12 protein-coding genes and 1 rRNA gene are annotated in these 19,718 nt (G+C 63.7%); 5 read left to right on the forward strand and 8 right to left on the reverse strand.

Annotated elements, in window-relative coordinates; all coding sequences use genetic code 11:
* Window positions 1–17: 17 nt before the first annotated feature.
* The 3 genes from LCW13_RS16735 to LCW13_RS16745 all read right to left on the reverse strand — a co-directional run bounded on the left by LCW13_RS16735 (window position 18) and on the right by LCW13_RS16745 (window position 6,764).
* A 16S ribosomal RNA gene (locus LCW13_RS16735) occupies window positions 18–1,558 on the reverse strand.
* 494 nt (window positions 1,559–2,052) lie between these two features.
* Window positions 2,053–4,995 (reverse strand): FAD-binding and (Fe-S)-binding domain-containing protein, encoded by a 2,943-nt coding sequence (locus LCW13_RS16740; RefSeq protein ID WP_225347417.1) that lies wholly within the window; start codon window positions 4,993–4,995, stop codon window positions 2,053–2,055.
* A gap of 62 nt (window positions 4,996–5,057) precedes the next feature.
* Window positions 5,058–6,764 carry an L-lactate permease gene (locus LCW13_RS16745; protein ID WP_225347418.1) on the reverse strand — a complete coding sequence of 569 codons (1,707 nt, stop codon included), beginning with the start codon at window positions 6,762–6,764 and terminating at the stop codon, window positions 5,058–5,060.
* A 425-nt stretch (window positions 6,765–7,189) separates the two neighbouring features.
* Here LCW13_RS16745 and LCW13_RS16750 point away from each other — a divergent pair, with 425 nt between their 5' ends.
* From LCW13_RS16750 to LCW13_RS16760, 3 genes are all read left to right on the forward strand, one after another.
* Window positions 7,190–7,960, forward strand: a complete 771-nt coding sequence (locus tag LCW13_RS16750; protein WP_054556318.1) for an FCD domain-containing protein — start codon at window positions 7,190–7,192, stop codon at window positions 7,958–7,960.
* 83 nt (window positions 7,961–8,043) lie between these two features.
* Complete coding sequence (locus LCW13_RS16755) at window positions 8,044–10,458, forward strand: ATP-binding protein (RefSeq protein ID WP_225347419.1); 2,415 nt, start codon at window positions 8,044–8,046, stop codon at window positions 10,456–10,458.
* A complete protein-coding gene (locus LCW13_RS16760) occupies window positions 10,455–11,990 on the forward strand; it encodes a sigma-54-dependent transcriptional regulator (protein ID WP_225347420.1) in 1,536 nt (511 codons plus the stop codon). The genes LCW13_RS16755 and LCW13_RS16760 overlap by 4 nt, the downstream gene beginning before the upstream one ends.
* A 63-nt stretch (window positions 11,991–12,053) precedes the next feature.
* Here LCW13_RS16760 and LCW13_RS16765 read toward each other — a convergent pair whose 3' ends face one another.
* The 3 genes from LCW13_RS16765 to LCW13_RS16775 form a co-directional block, all read right to left on the reverse strand.
* Window positions 12,054–12,761, reverse strand: a complete 708-nt coding sequence (locus tag LCW13_RS16765) for a metal-dependent hydrolase (RefSeq protein ID WP_052384803.1) — start codon at window positions 12,759–12,761, stop codon at window positions 12,054–12,056.
* Between the two features lie 292 nt (window positions 12,762–13,053).
* A complete protein-coding gene (locus tag LCW13_RS16770) occupies window positions 13,054–13,596 on the reverse strand; it encodes a gamma carbonic anhydrase family protein (protein ID WP_043335714.1) in 543 nt (180 codons plus the stop codon).
* A gap of 197 nt (window positions 13,597–13,793) precedes the next feature.
* Window positions 13,794–15,137 (reverse strand): sodium-dependent transporter, encoded by a 1,344-nt coding sequence (locus LCW13_RS16775; RefSeq protein WP_225347421.1) that lies wholly within the window; start codon window positions 15,135–15,137, stop codon window positions 13,794–13,796.
* A 271-nt stretch (window positions 15,138–15,408) separates the two neighbouring features.
* On the opposite strand from LCW13_RS16775, the gene prlC reads away from it, so the two are divergent.
* Window positions 15,409–17,457: an oligopeptidase A gene (gene prlC, locus LCW13_RS16780; RefSeq protein WP_192838979.1), complete on the forward strand. Its 2,049-nt coding sequence runs from the start codon at window positions 15,409–15,411 to the stop codon at window positions 17,455–17,457.
* A gap of 147 nt (window positions 17,458–17,604) precedes the next feature.
* On the forward strand, window positions 17,605–17,856 hold the full coding sequence (locus LCW13_RS16785; protein ID WP_225347422.1) for a YheV family putative zinc ribbon protein: 252 nt from the start codon (window positions 17,605–17,607) through the stop codon (window positions 17,854–17,856).
* Between the two features lie 135 nt (window positions 17,857–17,991).
* Here the strand turns inward: LCW13_RS16785 and sodC are convergent, their stop codons facing one another.
* Both sodC and metF read right to left on the reverse strand, forming a co-directional pair.
* On the reverse strand, window positions 17,992–18,561 hold the full coding sequence (gene sodC, locus LCW13_RS16790; protein WP_107335816.1) for a superoxide dismutase family protein: 570 nt from the start codon (window positions 18,559–18,561) through the stop codon (window positions 17,992–17,994).
* Window positions 18,562–18,720: 159 nt separating this feature from the next.
* The gene (gene metF / locus LCW13_RS16795) at window positions 18,721–19,572 is read right to left on the reverse strand and encodes a methylenetetrahydrofolate reductase [NAD(P)H] (protein WP_153636696.1); all 852 of its coding nucleotides are present in this window, start codon (window positions 19,570–19,572) and stop codon (window positions 18,721–18,723) included.
* Window positions 19,573–19,718: the final 146 nt, after the last annotated feature.

The raw sequence follows: 19,718 nt of genomic DNA on the forward strand, positions 1-19,718 counted from the left end.
GCAGTAGACAGTGTCGATAAGGAGGTGATCCAGCCCCAGGTTCCCCTAGGGCTACCTTGTTACGACTTCACCCCAGTCATGAACCACACCGTGGTGATCGCCCTCCCGAAGGTTAGGCTAACCACTTCTGGTGCAGTCCACTCCCATGGTGTGACGGGCGGTGTGTACAAGGCCCGGGAACGTATTCACCGTGGCATTCTGATCCACGATTACTAGCGATTCCGACTTCATGGAGTCGAGTTGCAGACTCCAATCCGGACTGAGGCAAGCTTTATGGGATTGGCTCCACTTCGCAGTATTGCAACCCTTTGTACTTGCCATTGTAGCACGTGTGTAGCCCTACCCGTAAGGGCCATGATGACTTGACGTCGTCCCCACCTTCCTCCGGTTTGTCACCGGCAGTCTCCTTAGAGTTCCCGACATTACTCGCTGGCAAATAAGGATAGGGGTTGCGCTCGTTACGGGACTTAACCCAACATTTCACAACACGAGCTGACGACAGCCATGCAGCACCTGTCTCAGAGTTCCCGAAGGCACCAATCCATCTCTGGAAAGTCCTCTGGATGTCAAGGGTAGGTAAGGTTCTTCGCGTTGCATCGAATTAAACCACATGCTCCACCGCTTGTGCGGGCCCCCGTCAATTCATTTGAGTTTTAACCTTGCGGCCGTACTCCCCAGGCGGTCAACTTATTGCGTTAGCTGCGCCACTAAGTCCTCAAGGGACCCAACGGCTAGTTGACATCGTTTACGGCGTGGACTACCAGGGTATCTAATCCTGTTTGCTACCCACGCTTTCGCACCTCAGTGTCAGTGTCAGTCCAGAAGGCCGCCTTCGCCACTGGTATTCCTCCCGATCTCTACGCATTTCACCGCTACACCGGGAATTCTACCTTCCTCTCCTGCACTCTAGCCAAGCAGTTCCAGATGCCGTTCCCAGGTTGAGCCCGGGGCTTTCACACCTGGCTGACTTAGCCACCTACGCGCGCTTTACGCCCAGTAATTCCGATTAACGCTTGCACCCTCCGTATTACCGCGGCTGCTGGCACGGAGTTAGCCGGTGCTTCTTCTGCGAGTGATGTCTTTCCTCGGGAGTATTAATCCCAAGGCGTTCTTCCTCGCTGAAAGTGCTTTACAACCCGAAGGCCTTCTTCACACACGCGGCATGGCTGGATCAGGCTTTCGCCCATTGTCCAATATTCCCCACTGCTGCCTCCCGTAGGAGTCTGGGCCGTGTCTCAGTCCCAGTGTGGCTGATCATCCTCTCAGACCAGCTACGGATCGTCGCCTTGGTGAGCCATTACCTCACCAACAAGCTAATCCGACATGGGCTCATCCGATAGCGCAAGGTCCGAAGATCCCCTGCTTTCTCCCGTAGGACGTATGCGGTATTAGCCTGAGTTTCCCCAGGTTGTCCCCCACTATCGGGCAGATTCCCATGCATTACTCACCCGTCCGCCGCTCGACGCCTCCTAGCAAGCTAGGATCGTTTCCGCTCGACTTGCATGTGTTAAGCCTGCCGCCAGCGTTCAATCTGAGCCATGATCAAACTCTTCAGTTGAAAGCTTGATAGTCTGTTAAGCAGACCAAACTTGGTTCAGAGTCAAACTTCTCGTGAGAGGCTTGCTCCGATATTTGGTGACCTTGTCACCACTCATCGGCAAGCGCTCACACGAATTACCTGATCAAATTTTTAAAGAGCATCGCTGTTAAGCGAGGAGGCATATTCTACCCGGAACGTTTGAGAAGTCAAGCACTTGATAATGAGTCAGTCGACTGCCTCTAAGCATCATCAAGCGGTGAGGAGCGTTGCTCGATCACCTGTTCCGTAAGGAGTGCGGCGTATTCTAGCGAATCGCCCGGGATTGTCAACCGATGATCTCGAAGCGGACTTCAAAAACACCAAGCAAAACAATCACCTGCAAACCTCGTTCACCGCTGGTAACGCCATGCGTCCCCGGCAGCGGATGCGTACTTTACGCACGAACCACCGTGAGGGCAAGGGCTTTTTCAAGAGATTGTCATCAGGGTGTCATGCATCTCGAACACCTCCCATCACCTTGGTGCCGAGGCTCTATCGACCAGACCGAGAATCGATTGATAGCTGAGTCCGGAGTGCTCACTCAGCCCTATCTCGCAGGTGCGCGAATTGGAAACCCCGTAGTCGCAATCGGCCACTACCTCCTTCAGTCCCTTCAATGCCGAGGCATTGAGCTCCGGTGTACTGAAGCCCTTGTCGCCGGCGAAGCCGCAGCAGGTGATCTCTTCCGGCACGACGACTTCACTGGCGCACTGCCGCGCCAGCGCCACGAACTGCTCTGCCAGCCCCATGCGGACACTGGAGCAGGTGACATGCACCGCGACTCTCGCCTTGAGCGGTGTGATCGAGAGATAGGGCAATAGATAGTCGAGTACCAGCTGCACCGGCTCGACCAGAGTCAGCGACACCTCGAGATGCTCGCCCGCATAGGCCTGAGCCTGTGCCAGGCACGGACTGGTATCACAGAAGATCGGCAGCCGTCCGCCGTCACTCGCCTCCACCAGCGCCGTTGCCAGCTCGGCGGCCTTGGCATCTCCCGCCTCGAACTGCCCCTTGGACTGGAAGGCCATGCCACAGCACAGCGCCTCCAGACCTTTCGGCAGCACGACCTCGAAGCCGGCCTTGTCCATCAAGGCCAGCGCCATTTCCGTGACACTGCGCGGATCGCGATCATCAGCAGCGACCCCGAAGACACGCGTGGCGCAGGACGGGAAGTAGACGACATGCCCATTGGGCGCTGCACTGCGCCCCAGTGGCTGCGCGAGACGCTTGAGATAATCACGCGCAGCGGCAGCCGGCATGCTGGGAGTCCATTGCTGCACCCTGTCGCCGGACACCTTGCGAGCAGTCTGGGTCAGGCGGCGCATGTTGCGCGTGCCGACGACACCATGCAGCCCATCCGCCAGCCTGAGCACGCCACGCATGCCGCTGGTGACACGCGTGAAGTGCTCACCGGCCCAATGCGCCACCTTCATCTTGCCTGGATGATCGGCACCGGCGTTCTCCTCATGACGTAGCCCCCGGATCAGATCACCGGTATTGATGCCGACCGGACACTGGGTCGCGCACAGGCCATCGCCCGCACAGGTCTCCATGCCCTGATAGGCGTATTCCTGCCTGAGCACTGCCAGCTGGTCGCGCTGTGCATCATCCAGTGCCTCGAGCGCAGCCAGGCGTGCGATCTCCCGCCGGATGACGATGCGCTGGCGCGGCGTCAGGCTCAGGTTCTTCGACGGGCAGACCGACTCACAGAAACCGCACTCGATGCAGCGGTCTACCAGCGGGTCCGCCGCCGGCAATGGCTTGAGGTTTTCCAGATGCAGGCGAGGATTGCGCGTCAGGATCACTTCCGGGTTGAGCAGGTTGTCCGGATCGAAGGCCTCCTTGATACGCCACATCAGGGCATAGGCATCCTTGCCCCACTCAAGCTCTACATAAGGCGCCATGTTGCGACCGGTGCCATGCTCGGCCTTGAGCGAGCCACCATATTCCTGCCCCACCAGCTGCGCGACGTCATCCATCAGCGCCTGATAGCGCGCCACCTCGCCTTCGCGCTCGAAGCCCTGCGGGAAGACGAAGTGAAGATTGCCCTCCAGCGCATGGCCAAACAGGATCGCCTGGGAGTAACCATGCCGCTGGAAGACCTCCGTCAGCGCACCGACGCCTTCCGCCAGCCGCTCGATGGGGAAGGCGACATCCTCGATGATCACGGTGGTCCCCAGATCACGCACTGCACCGACCGCCGGGAACAGCCCCTTGCGGATCTTCCAGTACAGCGCATAACGCTGCGCATCCTGAGTGAAGGCCCACGACTCGCAGGTCTCGATGCCTTCCAGCACGCGGGCAACCTCGGCCATGCGCGCCTCCAGCTCCTGATGATGCGCGCCCCGCACATCCACCAGCAGCGCGACCGCCTCTTCCGGCAGGGCGCGCAACACGTCCGGCATGCCCGGTGCGTCCTCCACGGAGCGCAGCGCCGCGCGGTCCATCAGCTCCACCGCCGCGACCGGTGCCATCTTCAGCAGCATGGTGGCGCGACAGGCCGCATCGATGTTCGGGTAGTACACCAGCGCCGCCGCCTTGTGCGGCTCCTCGATCACGGTGCGGTAGGTAATGGAGGCGATGAAGCCCAGCGTGCCTTCCGAACCGATCATCAGATGCTTGAGGATCTCGAGACCATCGGCATAGTCGACCAGCGCATTGAGGCTATAACCGGTGGTGTTCTTGAGCCGGTACTTGTGGCGGATGCGCTCGGCCAGCTCAGGGTCGGCGCGCACACTGGCCGCCATGCGTTCCAGCTCCGCCAGCAGACCACCATGACTGGCGCGAAAGGCCTGCACGCTCTCCGGCGAGGCCGTATCCAGGCAGGTGCCATCGGCGAGAATGACGCGCAGGTCCTCGACGGTGCGATAACTGTTGTGTGCCGTGCCGCAGCACATGCCGGACGCATTGTTGGCCGCGATACCGCCGATCATGCAACTGTTGATCGAAGCCGGGTCCGGGCCGATCTTGCGTCCGAAGGGGGCCAGCAGCTGATTGGCACGCGCCCCGATCACCCCCGGCTGCAGGCAGATGCGACTGCCCTGCTCCAGCACCTTCGCCCCTCGCCACTCACCACCCAGCTGGATGAGCACCGAATCCGTCAGCGCCTGACCGGACAGTGACGTCCCTGCCGCACGGAAGGTCACCGGCAACTTGCGCGCCCGGCACTCGCGCAACACATGCCCCAGCTCCTGCTCGTCATGCACCCGCACCACCAGCTGCGGCACCAGCCGATAGAAGCTGGCATCCGTCCCGTAGGCCAGGGTGCGCAGCGGATCATGGATCAGGCGCTCACCGGGAATGTGCTGCGCCAACGCCTCGCGCAGGGCGTCATAGGCAGCAGCACGCGCCTGGGGTGAGGCATGCCCGCCCATGGCAGGGTGAGCAGTGGAGTCAGGGGCAGCAGCGGCGGTCATGGCCAGTCTCTTTATCAGTCAGTCAGGATGTCTTTCAGGGTATCAGTCAGCACGGATCACGCTTACGGCAGCAGCGGATCACTCAGACCCACCAGGTGGAACGCCAGCATGCCCAGCACGCCGGAGGCCAATAGATAGTAGGCGGTCGGAATCGCCGTCATGCGCAGGGTACGACCCTCACGCCCCAGCAGACCGACGGTCGCCGAGGCCGCCACGACGTTGTGGATGGCGATCATGTTGCCGGCCGCAGCCCCGACCGCCTGCAGCGCCACCATCAGCGCTCCCGACAGCCCGAGCTGGGCGGCGACGTTGAACTGGAACTGGGACAGCATCATGTTGGAGACCGTATTGGAGCCGGCGATGAAGGCACCCAGCGCGCCGATGCCCGAGGCGAACAACGGATAGGCCTGACCGAGGCTGTCAGCTACCACGTCCGCCATCACCACCGGCATGGACGCCAGGTCGTTCAGGTTGACGCCGGAGTTGATCAGGATGCGTACCATCGGAATGGTGAACACCAGCACGAAGCCGGCGCCGACCAGTGTGCGCCAGGATTCGCTGGCCGCCGCCACCAGCTGGCGAGAGGCCATGCGATGCAGCAGCAGCGTGATCAGCGCCACGAAGACCATGATGCCGCCAGGCAGATAGAGCGGCTGAATCGCGCCGGAGATACCGCTGGCACCCAGCAGGTCAGTGGCACTGAATTGCACGCTGACCAGCCAGCCCTTGAAGTCACTCGATACGCGTGAGGCGACCAGCAGCAGCGCGATCAGCCCATAGGGCAACCACGCCAGCCACAGAGGCAGCGGCTTTCTGCCCGCCGCGGCGGTCTCGACATCATCACGCTCCAGCGTCAGGTCACCCAGCCAATGCTTGGGCCACTCGGCCTCGGGCGGAAAATCCCAGCTGTCCTTCGGCAGTAGAAATCCGGCACGCGCCGCTGGCACCACGAGGATCAAGCCGACCAGAGCGCCGATCAGTGACGGGAATTCCGGGCCGAGGAAGATACCCGCTGCCACGTAGGGCAGCGTGAAGCACAGGCCGGCGAACAGCGCGAACGGCGCAATCGACAGTCCTTCGCTCCAGCTTTTCTTCGCGCCGAAGAAGCGCGTCATCATCACGGTCATGAACAACGGCATCAGCAGGCCGACGATGCCATGCACGATGGCGACCTCCGAGGTGATCAGCTGCATGAAGGCCTCCCAGCTGGAGTGGTTCGCCAGCAGCTGCTCACCGAGATTGGCCTTGTCGAGGCCCGCATTCACGCCGATCACGATCGGCGTGCCCACCGCCCCGAATGATACCGGCGTCGACTGGATCATCATGCCCACCATCACCGCCCCCAGCGCCGGGAAGCCGATGGCGACCAGCAACGGCGCCGCGATGGCCGCAGGCGTCCCGAAGCCGGAAGCGCCCTCGATGAAGCTGCCGAACAGCCAGGCGATGATGATGGCCTGTACGCGACGGTCGGGACTGACGGTGGTGAAGGCGCCGCGGATCACCGCGATCGCCCCGGAATGCTTGAGCGTATTGAGCAGGAAGATGGCGCCGAAGATGATCCACAGCACCGAGACGGTCACCATCAGCCCCTGCAGCGTGGAGGCCAGAATGCGCGTCAGCGACATCTGCCACACGAAATAGCCGATGGCAGCGGTGACGAGAAAGATCAATGGCATGGCGCGACGCGCGGGCCATTGCAGACCGACGAGCAGGATGCCCGCCAGCAGGATAGGGGTGAAGGCCAGCAAGGCCAGCAGTGGCTCGGACATGACGGAAACTCCGCAGGCGAATTGTTGTGATTGTTGTCTGGCACGGCAGTGAAGGACTCGGGGGTTGGCGCACCCTTGGGTCAGGCCTTTCGATAAATTGGTCATACCAATTTACCCTACTGTGCTTCGGCATAATCTAGGCGTCGCCTCGAAAGGGGTCAAACATCATGTGGTACAAGGTATCTAGACATTGGTCAAAGCAGCCTCATTGCGTAAAATTGGTCTTACCAATTACTGAGAACGCCAACCTCCCACGCGAGGCGTGGTTATCACACATATTGGTAAGACCAATGTCGGCTGTGGCGTGGAATGCCCACGGGCCACACTGATCATCGGCAGCGCCGCAAGCGCCCCTCTCTTGCATGCTGCGCTCTGGCTTTCCAGCGTTCGGCGCCGCCTTTCACCTTTGCCGCAAGGACACTTCCATGCGTTACGCCCCTGTCCGCCAACCCCGTATCGCCGATGTACTCACCGAGCGCCTCGAAAGCATGATCATCGAGGGCAGCCTGAAACCCGGCGAGCGCCTGCCACCGGAGCGCACCCTGGCCGAGCAGTTCGAGGTCTCGCGCCCCTCCGTGCGGGAGGCCATCCAGAAGCTGGCCGCGCGCGGACTGCTGACTTCACGCCAGGGCGGCGGCACCTACGTCTCTGAAGAGCTGGCGCGCGCCTGGTCGGACCCGCTCAGCGCGCTGCTGGGGCGCCACGGCGAGTTCAATCTCGACCTGCTGGAATTTCGCGATGCGCTGGAGGGCATCAGCGCCTACTACGCCGCCATGCGCTCCACCCCTGCCGACAAGGCAATGCTGCGCCAGCGCTTCGAGGACCTGGAGAAGAGCTTCGAGGGACGTGACCCGGAGCGCGAGGCCGGTGCCGATGCCGCCTTCCACCTCGCCATCGCCGAGGCCGCGCACAACGTGGTGCTGCTGCACTCGATGCGCAGCCTGTTCCAGTTGCTGGAGAAGAGCATCGTGGCCAACCTGCGCCACCTGTTCGAGAAGCCGGAATCACGCCCGCGCCTGATCCAGCAGCACCGCAGCCTGTTCGAGGCGATCATGGAAGGCCGCGCCGAAGATGCGCGCAACGCCGCCCATGAGCATCTGGTATTCGTCGAGGATTCGCTGCTGGAACTGGAGCGCGCCGAGACTCGTGCCCAGCGCGCCTTGCGCCGTGCCCAGGCGGCGCCGGATGGCTCATGACGCTCAGTCATGACGCTCTGGCTGAATATGGAGTTCCGGATATGCAGTGCTTGAGATGAGGGCCTGAACATGAAGGCTTGCCGATGAAGGACACGCGCCTGCCCCAGCTGTGGCGTCTCGTACTGGCGGTCGCGCTACCGCTGGGGCTGATGCTATGCGTGTGGCAGGCGGTCTCGATGGCGCGCAGCCAGGGTCTGGAGCGCCTGGGGCATGAGGCAGACAACGAACTGCGTCTGACCGCCGCCAGCCTGCGTGGCCAGCTGAATCGCCACGCCTATCTGCCCAGACTGGTGGCAGAGAATGACCAGCTGCGCGACTTCCTCGATCACCCAGAAGACCCCAGCGCGGAAGTGGCACTCAATCAGCGACTGGACCGCATGCGTGAGCTGGCCGGCATCTCGGACCTCTATCTGGTCGATGACACCGGCACCACCATCGCCGCCAGCAACTGGCGCTCCGCCAATACCTTCATCGGCCAGAACTATCGCTTCCGCCCCTACTGGCAAGACGCCATCAATGGCGGCGAGGGGCGCTTCTACGGGCTGGGCACCAGCTCCGGTGAGCGCGGTTACTTCTTCAGCGCTGCCGTCACCAGCCCGCAGGGACGACGTGGCGTGGCCGTGGTCAAGGTGCAGATAGAGGCTCTGGAGGCGGCGTGGCTCGACCAGAATGCCGACATCATGGTCACTGATCCGCATGGCGTGATCTTCATCGCCAGCCAGGCGCAGCGGGTACTGCGCACGCTGGAGCCACTCAGCGAGGAGACACGCAACCGGCTGCTCGACACCCAGCGCTATGCCAATCAGCGCCTGCGCCCGCTGCGCCTGCATCACCGCGAGGCGCTGCCGGAGCTTTTGGGCCCGCCCTTTGAGTCGCGCCGCGACACGACCTCCATCGAGCTGTTGCAGCTGACACCGGGGGATCTCTGGCAGCACGCCTGGTTGAGCCTGTCCCAGCCACTGCCGGACATCGGCTGGCGCCTGCATGTGCTCAAGCCACTGGCACCGCTGCGCAGCGGTATCTGGCAAGCGGCCGGACTCGCGGCCGGTGGCTATGCCTTGCTGTGTCTGCTGGCAGGGCTGGGCTGGCAGCGACTGCGCATCCTGCGTGAGCGTCGCCTGTTCGCCGAGCGCGAGCGCCAGAATCTCGCCAGCAGCCAGCAACGGGTGCGCGGCATCATCGACCGCACTCAGGCTGGCCTGTGCATCCTCGATGAGCGGGTGCGGCTGGTGTATCTCAATCCGACGGCCATTGCGCTGTTCGGCTCGCCCTTGAGTGCCGATGCCTCACCGGGCGACTCACTCCGCCAGCCCAGCGCCCGCGAAGGGCGTGATCTGCGCGAGCTTTTCCTGCCAGCCGAGCGCCACCTGCTGGACCGCCTGACCCAGGCCCGCTCCGTCGGGCCGCTGGAAGTGCATGGCCTGCGCGAGGGTGTCGCGGTACCACTGGAGCTTTCCTGCTCGCCGCTGCCCAGTCCCAACGGTCCGCGCTGGCTGGTCACGGTCTTCGATGTCAGCGAACGCCGTGCCCAGGCCGAACAGCTCGCCCAGGCACGCGATGCCTTCGAGCAACGGGTGGTCGAGCGCACCCGCGACCTCGCCGCCAGCAACACGCGCCTGAGTGCCGAAGTCGAGGAGCGCACCCGCGCCGAACGCGAGCTGCGCGAGACGCGCGATGAATTGATCCAGACCGCCAAGCTCGCCGTCCTGGGGGAACTGGCCGCCGGCATCAATCACGAGCTCAATCAGCCATTGGCCGCCATCCGCGCCTATGCCGAGAACGCGACCGCCTTCCTCGCCCGCGCCCAGACCACCCAGGTCGAGAGCAACCTGCGCCAGATCACCGAGCTGACCCAGCGCATGGGCGAGATCAGCGCGCAGCTGCGTCAGTTCTCACGCAAGAGCGGTGACCGTCTGGAGGCCATCGATCTCACCACCAGCCTCGACTACGCCCTGCGCCTGCTGCATGCACGCTGCGAGGCACTCGGCGTGACCCTCATTCACGAAGCGAGTCCAAAGCTAGCGCGGGTGCGCGCCGAGCCGGTACGTCTGGAGCAGGTATTGGTCAACCTGATCGGCAATGCACTGGATGCGCTTGCCGACATGCCCCCCGAGCGCACGGAGCCCCCCAGCATCCAGCTCAACCTGCATGAGCAAGCGGGCAGCGCCGGCAATCAGGTCGTGCTGGAAGTCCACGACAACGGCCCCGGCCTCGAGCCATCGCAACTGGTGCGGGTGTTCGAACCCTTCTATACCCAGCGCGCCGACGGTCAGGGACTCGGGCTGGGGTTATCGATCAGCGCGCGTATCGTCGCTGACCTCGGCGGCACCCTCGAGGCGTACCCCTCGCCGCTGGGTGGTGCACTGTTCCGGCTGACGCTGCCGGCACTCTCGATGCCCTCACTATCGATACACTCACTTGCGACGCCCTCACATCAGCCGTCGCCCTCACAACCCCCAATGCCACCCACCGCCAACCATTCACAGGAGCCGTCATGAGCGACGTCACGAATACCGACATGCAGGTGCTGGTGGTGGATGACGAACCGCACCTGCGCGACAGCCTGAGCCAGAGTCTGATGCTGGCCGATTACCGCACTCGCCCGCTGGCCAGTGCCGAGCAGGCGCTGGCGATCCTGCGCGCCGAAGCGCCCTTCGAGGGTGTGGTGGTCACGGACATTCGCATGCCGGGCATGGATGGCCTGAGCCTGCTGCACGCGGCGCATGCCGTGGATGACGAGCTGCCGGTGATCGTGATGACCGGTCATGGCGACATCGACACCGCCGTCGCGGCCATGCAGGCCGGTGCCTGGGATTTCATCGAGAAGCCCTTCGATCGCGAGCGCATGCTCGATGGCGTGCGGCGTGCGGTGGCCGCCCGCCGGCTGACGCTGGAGAACCGCTCGCTGCGCGAACAGCTGGATACCCAGCGCAACAGCGCCGGCCCCAGGCTGGTCGGCAGCAGTGACATCATGCAGCGCCTGGACGCCCAGGTGTCACGCCTGGCGGCGGTCGATGCCGACACCCTGCTGTATGGCGAGACCGGCGCCGGCAAGGACCGTGTCGCCCGCTGCCTGCACGAGCGCAGCGCTCGCGCCAGCAAGCCCTTCGTGGCGCTCAACTGTGGCGGCATGCCGGAGACGTTGATCGAGTCGGAACTGTTCGGCCATGAGAAAGGTGCCTTCACCGGTGCCAGCGAGCGCCGCATCGGCAAGCTGGAACACGCCGACGGCGGCACCCTGTTTCTCGATGAGATCGAATCGATGCCGATGTCGTTGCAGATCAAGCTGTTGCGGGTGCTGCAGGAGCGCAGCATCGAGCGGCTCGGCAGCAATACGCCACGCCCCATCGATATCCGCGTCATCGCCGCCACCAAGCGGGATCTGCGCGAAGCGGCCAGCGCCGGCGAGTTTCGCGAAGACCTCTACTACCGCCTGAACGTGGTCACGCTGTATCTGCCGCCACTGCGCGAGCATGCCGAGGATATCCTGCAACTGTTTCGGCACTTCGCGATTCTGGCCAGCGAACGCACCAGTCTGGAAGTCCCGCCGCTGGACGCCACCACCCTGCAGGCACTGCTGGCGCATGACTGGCCGGGCAACGTGCGTGAATTGAGAAACTGTGCGGAACGCCATGTGCTGCTTGGCGGGCTGGAGGGCAACATCGGCGACAGCATGGCGGAAGGGCGACCGCTCACCGCGGGCACGAGTGGCCCAGCCGTGAACAGCACGGAAGCCACAAGAGAGGCGGTCAGAGAAGGCATCACCGCCGGCATGGGCGAGCGGGATGCTTCAGGCGCACCGAGGGAATCAGGCGAGCTGGGGGAACTGGAGCACAACGTGAAGGCAGCCACGCAGGCGCAATCGCTGCCGCAGCGCATGGAGGCGTTCGAGGCCGCGCTGATTCGCGAGGCCCTGGCGGCCAGCAAAGGTCAGGTGGTGATGGCCTGCGAACGACTGGGGCTGCCGCGCAAGACACTCTACGACAAGCTCAAGAAGCACGGCCTGAGCGCCGAGCCCTATCGTGCCTGATGCATCACAACCAAGGCATCACAACAGCAACGGAGATTCGCGCCGGCCTTCAGCCAGACGGCATCAGACGCCGGCCATCAGCCGCGACAGACCTGCGCCGAACACGGACAGCGGCCCCTGCAGGTGCATGATGTCCACCAGTACCGACAATGGTGGCAGCCAGGGCGTCATGGCGGCGATCACCGCCACCATCGCCAGCGAATTGCCCGGCTCACGATAATCGAACAGCTTGAAGGCGGTGCCGAAGCTGCGCTTCAGGCGTGCGCCGACCATGTCGACGCTGTACATCTCATCGAGCAGCAGGTGGATCATGGCGCCGAACAACAGGGCCGCGCCCTGCCACCAGGCCTGCTCTTCACTCTGGCCCAGCACATGCAGGCTGGCGGCCGTCACGCCCAGCGAGCACAGCAGTGACGCCAGCAGCGAGTGCCAGATACCGCGATGGACGGTAAAACGCTTGAAGATGGCGCTGGCCACATAGCGCACGCCCAGATAGGTGGCGCCGCCCGCCATCATCAAAGGCCCCGCCAGCAGGCGGTCCTGCAGCAACAGCACGCAGGCCATGGTCGCCAGTACCGCAAACAGCGTGAACAGGATACGGATGGCGCGCGAGTTGTCGGAGTCGATATCCGGCAGGATACCGCCGAAGGTGGTCAGGCTCGCCAGCGGAACCCCCTCCGCCAGCGACCACAGGCCGCCCTGCCAGCCCGCCGCCGCGACGATGCCGCCGGCAAAGGCCGCTACGGTGATATGGGTACGAAAATTGGCCATGAAATACGGGTCGCGAGCCCTCGACGATGTCACTGGACCAGACGCCACACGCTGGCACTGGATATACGTCCAGATTATGACGCAAGCATTTCATGAAAAACAATGGCTTGTCCTGGTTTGTACGCACCACTGCCACATCTGCCTTCTTAAGCTCGTGGAAAACCGACCCTGGCTTGCGTCAAATCCGCCCCTGGCTTGTGGAGAATCCGGCCCTGAAACGAGCACTCCCCCGCCGGCCTGAGCCGACGGGGGAGTGATCATTGCTGCGTCTGCCGCTCTGTGCGAGGGAGATTCAGTCGACGTAGTCTTCGGCCAGATGCTGATCCTTCAGCTTGACGTAGTTCACCGCCGAATAGGTGAAGAACTCACGCTCACTGTCCTTGATCGGGCGCAGTGCCTTGGCCGGGTTGCCGGCATACACATGCCCGCCCTCGAGACGCTTGCCCGGTGGCACCAGCGCACCCGCCGCGATGATGACTTCATCTTCCACCACCACGCCGTCCATCACGATGGCGCCCATGCCGACCAGCACACGGTCGTGAATGGTGCAGCCATGCAATACGGCCTTGTGGCCGATGGTGACGTCATCACCGATTTCCAGCGGATAGCCGCCCGGATTGAAGTCACTGGCGTGGGTGATATGCAGTACCGCGCCATCCTGCACGCTGGTGCGCGCGCCGATGCGGATACGGTGCATGTCGCCGCGAATCACCGCCAGCGGCCATACCGAGCTGTCATCCCCGAGGGCGACATCACCCAGCACCACACTGGCCGGATCGACGAAAACCCGCTCGCCCAGTCGCGGCGTCAGGCCCTTGAAGGATCTAATGCTCATGCCTTACCTCCTGAATTAGGCAACCAGCCTACTGCGCCAAACACCGGGATGCCAATAGCGCAACGGCCTGACTCGCGTTGCGATGTTTTCGACACCCCGTCCCGACGCCCCGCTTGCAGGCTCGCCATGCCCCACGCATCGCGCCATGCCGCACGCCGACTCAACGCCAGATTCACGTACCGATTGCGCAGGCGCGCTTACTTGAAGAAGCTCCAGCCCAGCACGACGACAACCAGCGGAATCGAGATCCAGCGCAGCACCCAACGCCAAGTGCGGAAGAAGCCACGCGAGGTGCCGAGGCCTGCCAGCGCACGATTCTGCGGCATCACCCAGGCCGCGAAGATGGCGATCAGCAGCCCGCCGATCGGCAGGAAGAAGTCCGGCGGAATCGTCGTCACCGCATCGAAGACATTCATCTCGCCCAGCACGTGCACGTCCTTGAGGCTCGAGAAGGACAGCACCGACAACAGCCCCATCGCCCACACCGAGACACCGACCACCAGTGCCGCGTGGCGACGCTTGAGACCCCAGCCCTCCAGCACCTCGACGATGGGCTCGGCGATGTTGATCGAGCTGGTCCAGGTCGCCAGCAGCAACAGCAGGAAGAACAGCGCCAGCAGCACGCTGCCGCCCGGCAGATTGGCGAAGGCGATCGGCAGGCTGACGAACATCAGGCCAGGGCCGGAGGCCGGGTCCATGCCCTGGCTGAAGACCGCCGCGAAGATGGCGATCCCCGCCAGCAGCGCCACACCGATATCCAGTGCCGCCACGGCGATCGCCGCCGTCGGCAGACTCTGGCGCTCCGGCATGTAGGCGCCGTAGGCCATCAGGGCACAGGCGCCGACCGCCAGAGTGAAGAAGGCATGCCCCATGGCATTGAGCATCACGTCCAGCGTGATGGCACTCGGGTTGGGCATGAACAGCCAGCTCAGCGCGGGGCCGAAGCCGGGCGTACTGATGCTGTAACCCGCCAGCGCCAGCAACAGCACGTAGAGCAGCGGCATCATCAGGTTGTTGAGGCGCTCGAGCCCGGAAGAGATGCCGGCGACCACCACACTCATCGTCATCAGCATGAAGACGGTGTGGTTGAAGGTCATCGTGACCGGGTCTTCCAGGAAGGCACCGAAGGAAGCGCCGATCTCCGGCGGGCTCATGCCGCTGAAGTCACCCTTCAGCGAATCGACCAGATACTCGATCGACCAGCCCGACACCACCGAATAGAACGACAGGATGAAGAACATGGTGATGGCGCCGAACAGTCCCAGCCAGCGCCAGTGCGGGGTGCGTCCACCGCTGACGGCCAGATGGGCCAGCGCCTGCATCGGTCCGCGACGTCCGGCGCGCCCGATCATGATCTCGGCCATCATCACCGGCAGGCCCAGCAACAGCACGAAACCGATATACAGCAGCAGAAACGCGGAACCGCCGTTCTCGCCGGTCATGTAGGGGAAGCGCCAGATGTTGCCCAGCCCTACGGCGGCGCCGGTCACGGCCAGAATGAAGGCTCGGCGACTGCCCCAGCGTTCGGTGGTTTCGCTCATGTCTGCTCTCGTGGTCTCGGTACGGGGGAAGGATACGGGCCCCACTCAGGGGCCAAGGCCAGCAAGATAGCAGCCGTACCGGCCTCGGCCAATGCGACATGCGCGTGGCAACGCCCGCCTATCGAGGCGATAGATTGAATAACACGCGCCGAGGCCTCACATTCTAGGTATCCCCGCGGCAGCGGTGACGCCGTTTTCACGGCGCAATCGATGCGCAAGTTCTCCTTTACCGCTCACCGCTGCCGCCCACCCGAATGACGCGAGGTACATGATGTCGATCAATCCCCTGCTGGAACGCAACACCCTGCCCCCCTTCGACACCCTCAAGGCCGAGCATGTCGAGGACGCGATCAGCGAACTGCTGGAGCACAACCAGCAGGAGATCGAGCGCCTGATCGAGGCCACCCGCGATGACACGCGCTGGGACAACTTCGCCGCGCCGCTGGAAGCGCTGGGCGATCGCCTGAGCCAGGCCTGGTCGCCGGTCTCGCACCTCAACTCGACCATGAACTCGCCCAAGCTGCGTGAGGCCTACCAGGCCTGTCTCGCCAAGCTGTCGGCCTACTCCACCTGGGTGGGTCAGAACAGCGACCTGGCCGCGGCCTATCAGCGCCTCGCGGACAGCGATGAGTTCGCAAGCCTCGATGAAGCCCAGCAGAAGGCGATCACCAACAGCCTGCGCGACTTCCGCCTCGCCGGTGTCGATCTGCCGCAAGACAAGAAGCAGCGTTACGGCGAGATCCAGGCGCGCCTGTCCGAGCTCTCCAACACCTTCTCCAACCATGTGCTGGATGCCACCCAGGCCTGGCACAAGGATGTCGGCGAAGAGGCGCTGGCGGGCGTACCGGAAAGCGGCCTTGAAGCGCTCAAGGCCAATGCCGAAGCCAAGGGCCTGGAAGGCTATCGCATCACCCTGGACTTCCCGAGCTTCTTCCCGGTGCTCAGCTATGCCGACAACCGCGAGCTGCGCGAGGAGGTCTACACCGCCTTCGTCACGCGCGCCTCGGAGAAGGGCCCCAACGCCGGTGAATTCGACAACGGTCCGGTGATCGAGGAGATTCTGGCCCTGCGCCAGGAGCTGGCCGCGCTGATCGGCTTCGACGACTACGCCTCACTGTCGCTGGCGACCAAGATGGCCGACTCGCCGGCGCAGGTCATCGCCTTCCTGGATGACCTCGCCACCCGCGCCGTGCCGCAGGCGCGTGAAGAGTTCAACGAGCTGGCGGCCTACGCCACCGAGAGCCTCGGCATCGACGACCTGCAGCCGTGGGATGTCGGCTACGCAAGCGAGAAGCTGCGCGAATCGCGCTACGCGATCAATCAGGAGCAGCTGCGCCCCTACTTCCCGGCGCCGCAGGCCATCGACGGGCTGTTCGAGGTCGTCAACCGCCTCTACGGCATCACCTTCAAGCAGCGCGAAGTGCCGGTCTGGCACGAGGACGTCAGCTACTACGAGGTGATCGAGAATGACACCCCGATCGCCGGCTTCTATCTCGATCTCTACGCGCGTGAAGGCAAGCGGGGCGGTGCCTGGATGGATGAGTGCCGCGTCCGTCGTCGCCGCGAGGATGGCAGCCTGCAGTTGCCGGTCGCCTACCTGACCTGCAACTTCACCCGCCCGGTGGGCGATCGCCCGGCACTGCTGACCCACGATGAAGTGGTCACGCTGTTCCACGAGTTCGGTCACGGCCTGCATCACATGCTGACCCGTCAGGAAGTCGCCGAAGTCTCCGGCATCAATGGCGTGGCCTGGGACGCCGTCGAGCTGCCCAGCCAGTTCATGGAGAACTTCTGCTACGAGCGTGAAGGGCTGGATCTGATCGCACGTCACGTCGACACCGGCGAGCGCCTGCCGGATGACATGCTCGAGCGCCTGCAGGCAGCCCGCAACTTCCAGGCGGCGATGACCATGGTCCGCCAGCTGGAGTTCTCGCTGTTCGACTTCCGCCTGCATCATGAGCTCGACAAGCCGTCGGCCAGCGATGTCCAGGCGCTGCTCGATGAGGTGCGCAGCAAGGTCGCCGTGGTGCCGGCGGTCGAGTTCAACCGCTTCCAGAATGGCTTCAGCCATATCTTCGCCGGCGGTTACGCCGCGGGTTACTACAGCTACAAGTGGGCCGAGGTGCTGTCGGCAGACGCCTTCAGCGCCTTCGAGGAAAGCGCGGTCTTCGATACCGCCACCGGCCAGCGCTTCCGTGACGAGGTACTGGCACGCGGTGGCTCGCGTGACGCCGCCGAGCTGTTCCGCGCCTTCCGTGGCCGTGACCCGCAGGTCGATGCCCTGCTGCGTCACTCCGGCATCGGTGCCCAGGCGGCCTGATCTCGCCCCGTCTCGGGATGGCGCAAGCCTGACCACGAGCTGCTGACCATGCGCCCCTGACCTTTACCGGTCGGGGGCGTATCATATGGCGCATCATCCGCCCGAGGCGGGATTGCCAGACCTACCCTGACCCTGACTGGAGGCACCATGTCTACCATCAAGCGCTTCATCGCCGGTGCCGTCTGCCCGCGCTGCGGAGCAATGGACCGCCTGCGTACCTGGGAGCAGAACGAGACCCGCTACCGTGACTGCGTGTCCTGCGACTTCTTCGAACAGCAAGCCGTCGAGGAACCGCCGACCCTCGCCGAGATTTCCACGCGCGTGAGCGACCCCCGCGAGACGCCGGCGAGCGATGAGGTTCAGCCGGTGCGCATTCTGGACCCCGGCAAGCTGCACTGACATCTGCTATAGCGCTGCGACATGAAAAAGCCCCGCCAATTGGCGGGGCTTTTTCATGTCATCTCGGCAGGTGGTTCAATTGACCACAGACCAGTCGACCGTAGATCTGTCGATCACCGTTCAGTCGACCACACATCAGTCAACTACACCGCAGGCGACGCGCGAACCGCCACCGCCCAGTTTGGGCGTATCGGTGTAGTTGTCACCGCCGGAGTGGATCATCAGCGCATGGCCGCTGAGGTCGCTTTCCTTGAGGCGCGGTGCCAGCACCGGCAGCGAGATCTTGCCATCGGCATCGACGCTCAGCGCCGGAAGGTCACCGAGGTGGCCGTCACCGTAGGGCCCCTGGTGGGTACCGGTCTCTTCTGGATCAAAGTGGCTACCTGCCGCGGCCGCGGCGACGGTCTCGCCATCCTTCTCGGCCGGTTCGCAGCTGGCATTGGCATGCAGGTGGAAGCCGTGGATGCCGCTCTCGAGCCCCTCGATCTTCGGCGTCAGCAGCAGACCATCATCGGTATCCTCGGCCATGACACTGCCGACGGACTCACCGACGCCATCACTGCTGACGCGATGCATTTCCACCTCGGTGGCGGCCTGGGCGACGCCGCCGAACAACCAGGCGCCGAGCGCCACCGTCGCGGCGGTCTTGAGGGGCTTTCTGGACGAGGTCGTAAAGGATGCCGTGTGCTGTGTCTCGTGATTCATGAGCAATCTCTCCATCACTGAGGCCGGCGTCACTGCCGACGCCTTGAGTGGCTTGCGGGCCGCTGTCACAAGCGGCTACCCGTCAGACCTCAGGGCGAGCGACGCCACATTCAATGCCGCTTTTCCAATTACTTGTCGCGCGCACCCGGCGCGCGTGACTCAACGAGAAGAGATCCCCAGATTTTCCAGCACCTTGAGACACGGCTCGGCCTGATTGAGGGTATAGAAGTGCAGGCCCGGCGCGCCGCCATCCAGCAGACGCTGACTCATGCGCGAGATCACCTCGGTGCCGAAGGCCTGAAGGCTCTCGCTGTCATCGCCATAGCTCTCGAGCTGCCGGCGGAGCCAGCGCGGGATGTCCGCCCCGCAGGAATCAGAGAAACGCGCCAGCCTGGTGTAGTTGGTGATCGGCATGATCCCCGGGATGATCGGCTGCTGGATGCCGGCGGCACGCGCGCGCTCCACGAAGTGGAAGTAGGCATCGGCATTGAAGAAGTACTGGGTGATGGCGATATCGGCGCCGGCCTGCATCTTGCGCGCGAAGTTCTCGAGATCGCTGTGGTAGTTGTCGGCCTGCGGATGGCACTCCGGATAGGCCGCCACCGCGATCTCGAAGTGGTCACCGGTCTCCTCGCGCACGAACTCGACCAGCTCATTGGCGTAACGCAGCTCGCTGCGCGAGCCCATTCCGGAGGGCAGGTCCCCGCGCAACGCCACCAGGCGCTTGACGCCCTGCTCGCGATATTGCGCCAGGATCTCGCGCAGCTCGCCGCGGTCACTGCCGACACACGACAGGTGCGGCGCGGTACAGATGCCGCTGGCGCTGACCGACTGCACGGTGTTGAAGGTGCGCTCACGCGTGGAGCCACCCGCGCCATAGGTGACGGAGAAGAACTCCGGCTCCAGCGCCGCCAGCTGATCGCGAACCCCCTTGAGCTTTTCACGCCCGGCCTCGGTATTCGGCGGGAAGAATTCGAAGCTGATCCCTGACGGATGTTCGCTTGCACTCATGGGGCGGCCCTCGTGGTCGTCGTGTCCGGCATTGATGTCGTTATCGCCGCACACTTCGCGGTGCGCGTGCAGCAATACACGTCCGGCACGTCACGCCACCGCCCTTGCACTGCATGTCGAGCATTCTGACCGCCGCCGCCGACCCC

Origin of the sequence: Cobetia amphilecti (assembly GCF_020217465.1) — a bacterium.
Taxonomy (GTDB): Bacteria; Pseudomonadota; Gammaproteobacteria; order Pseudomonadales; family Halomonadaceae; genus Cobetia; species Cobetia amphilecti.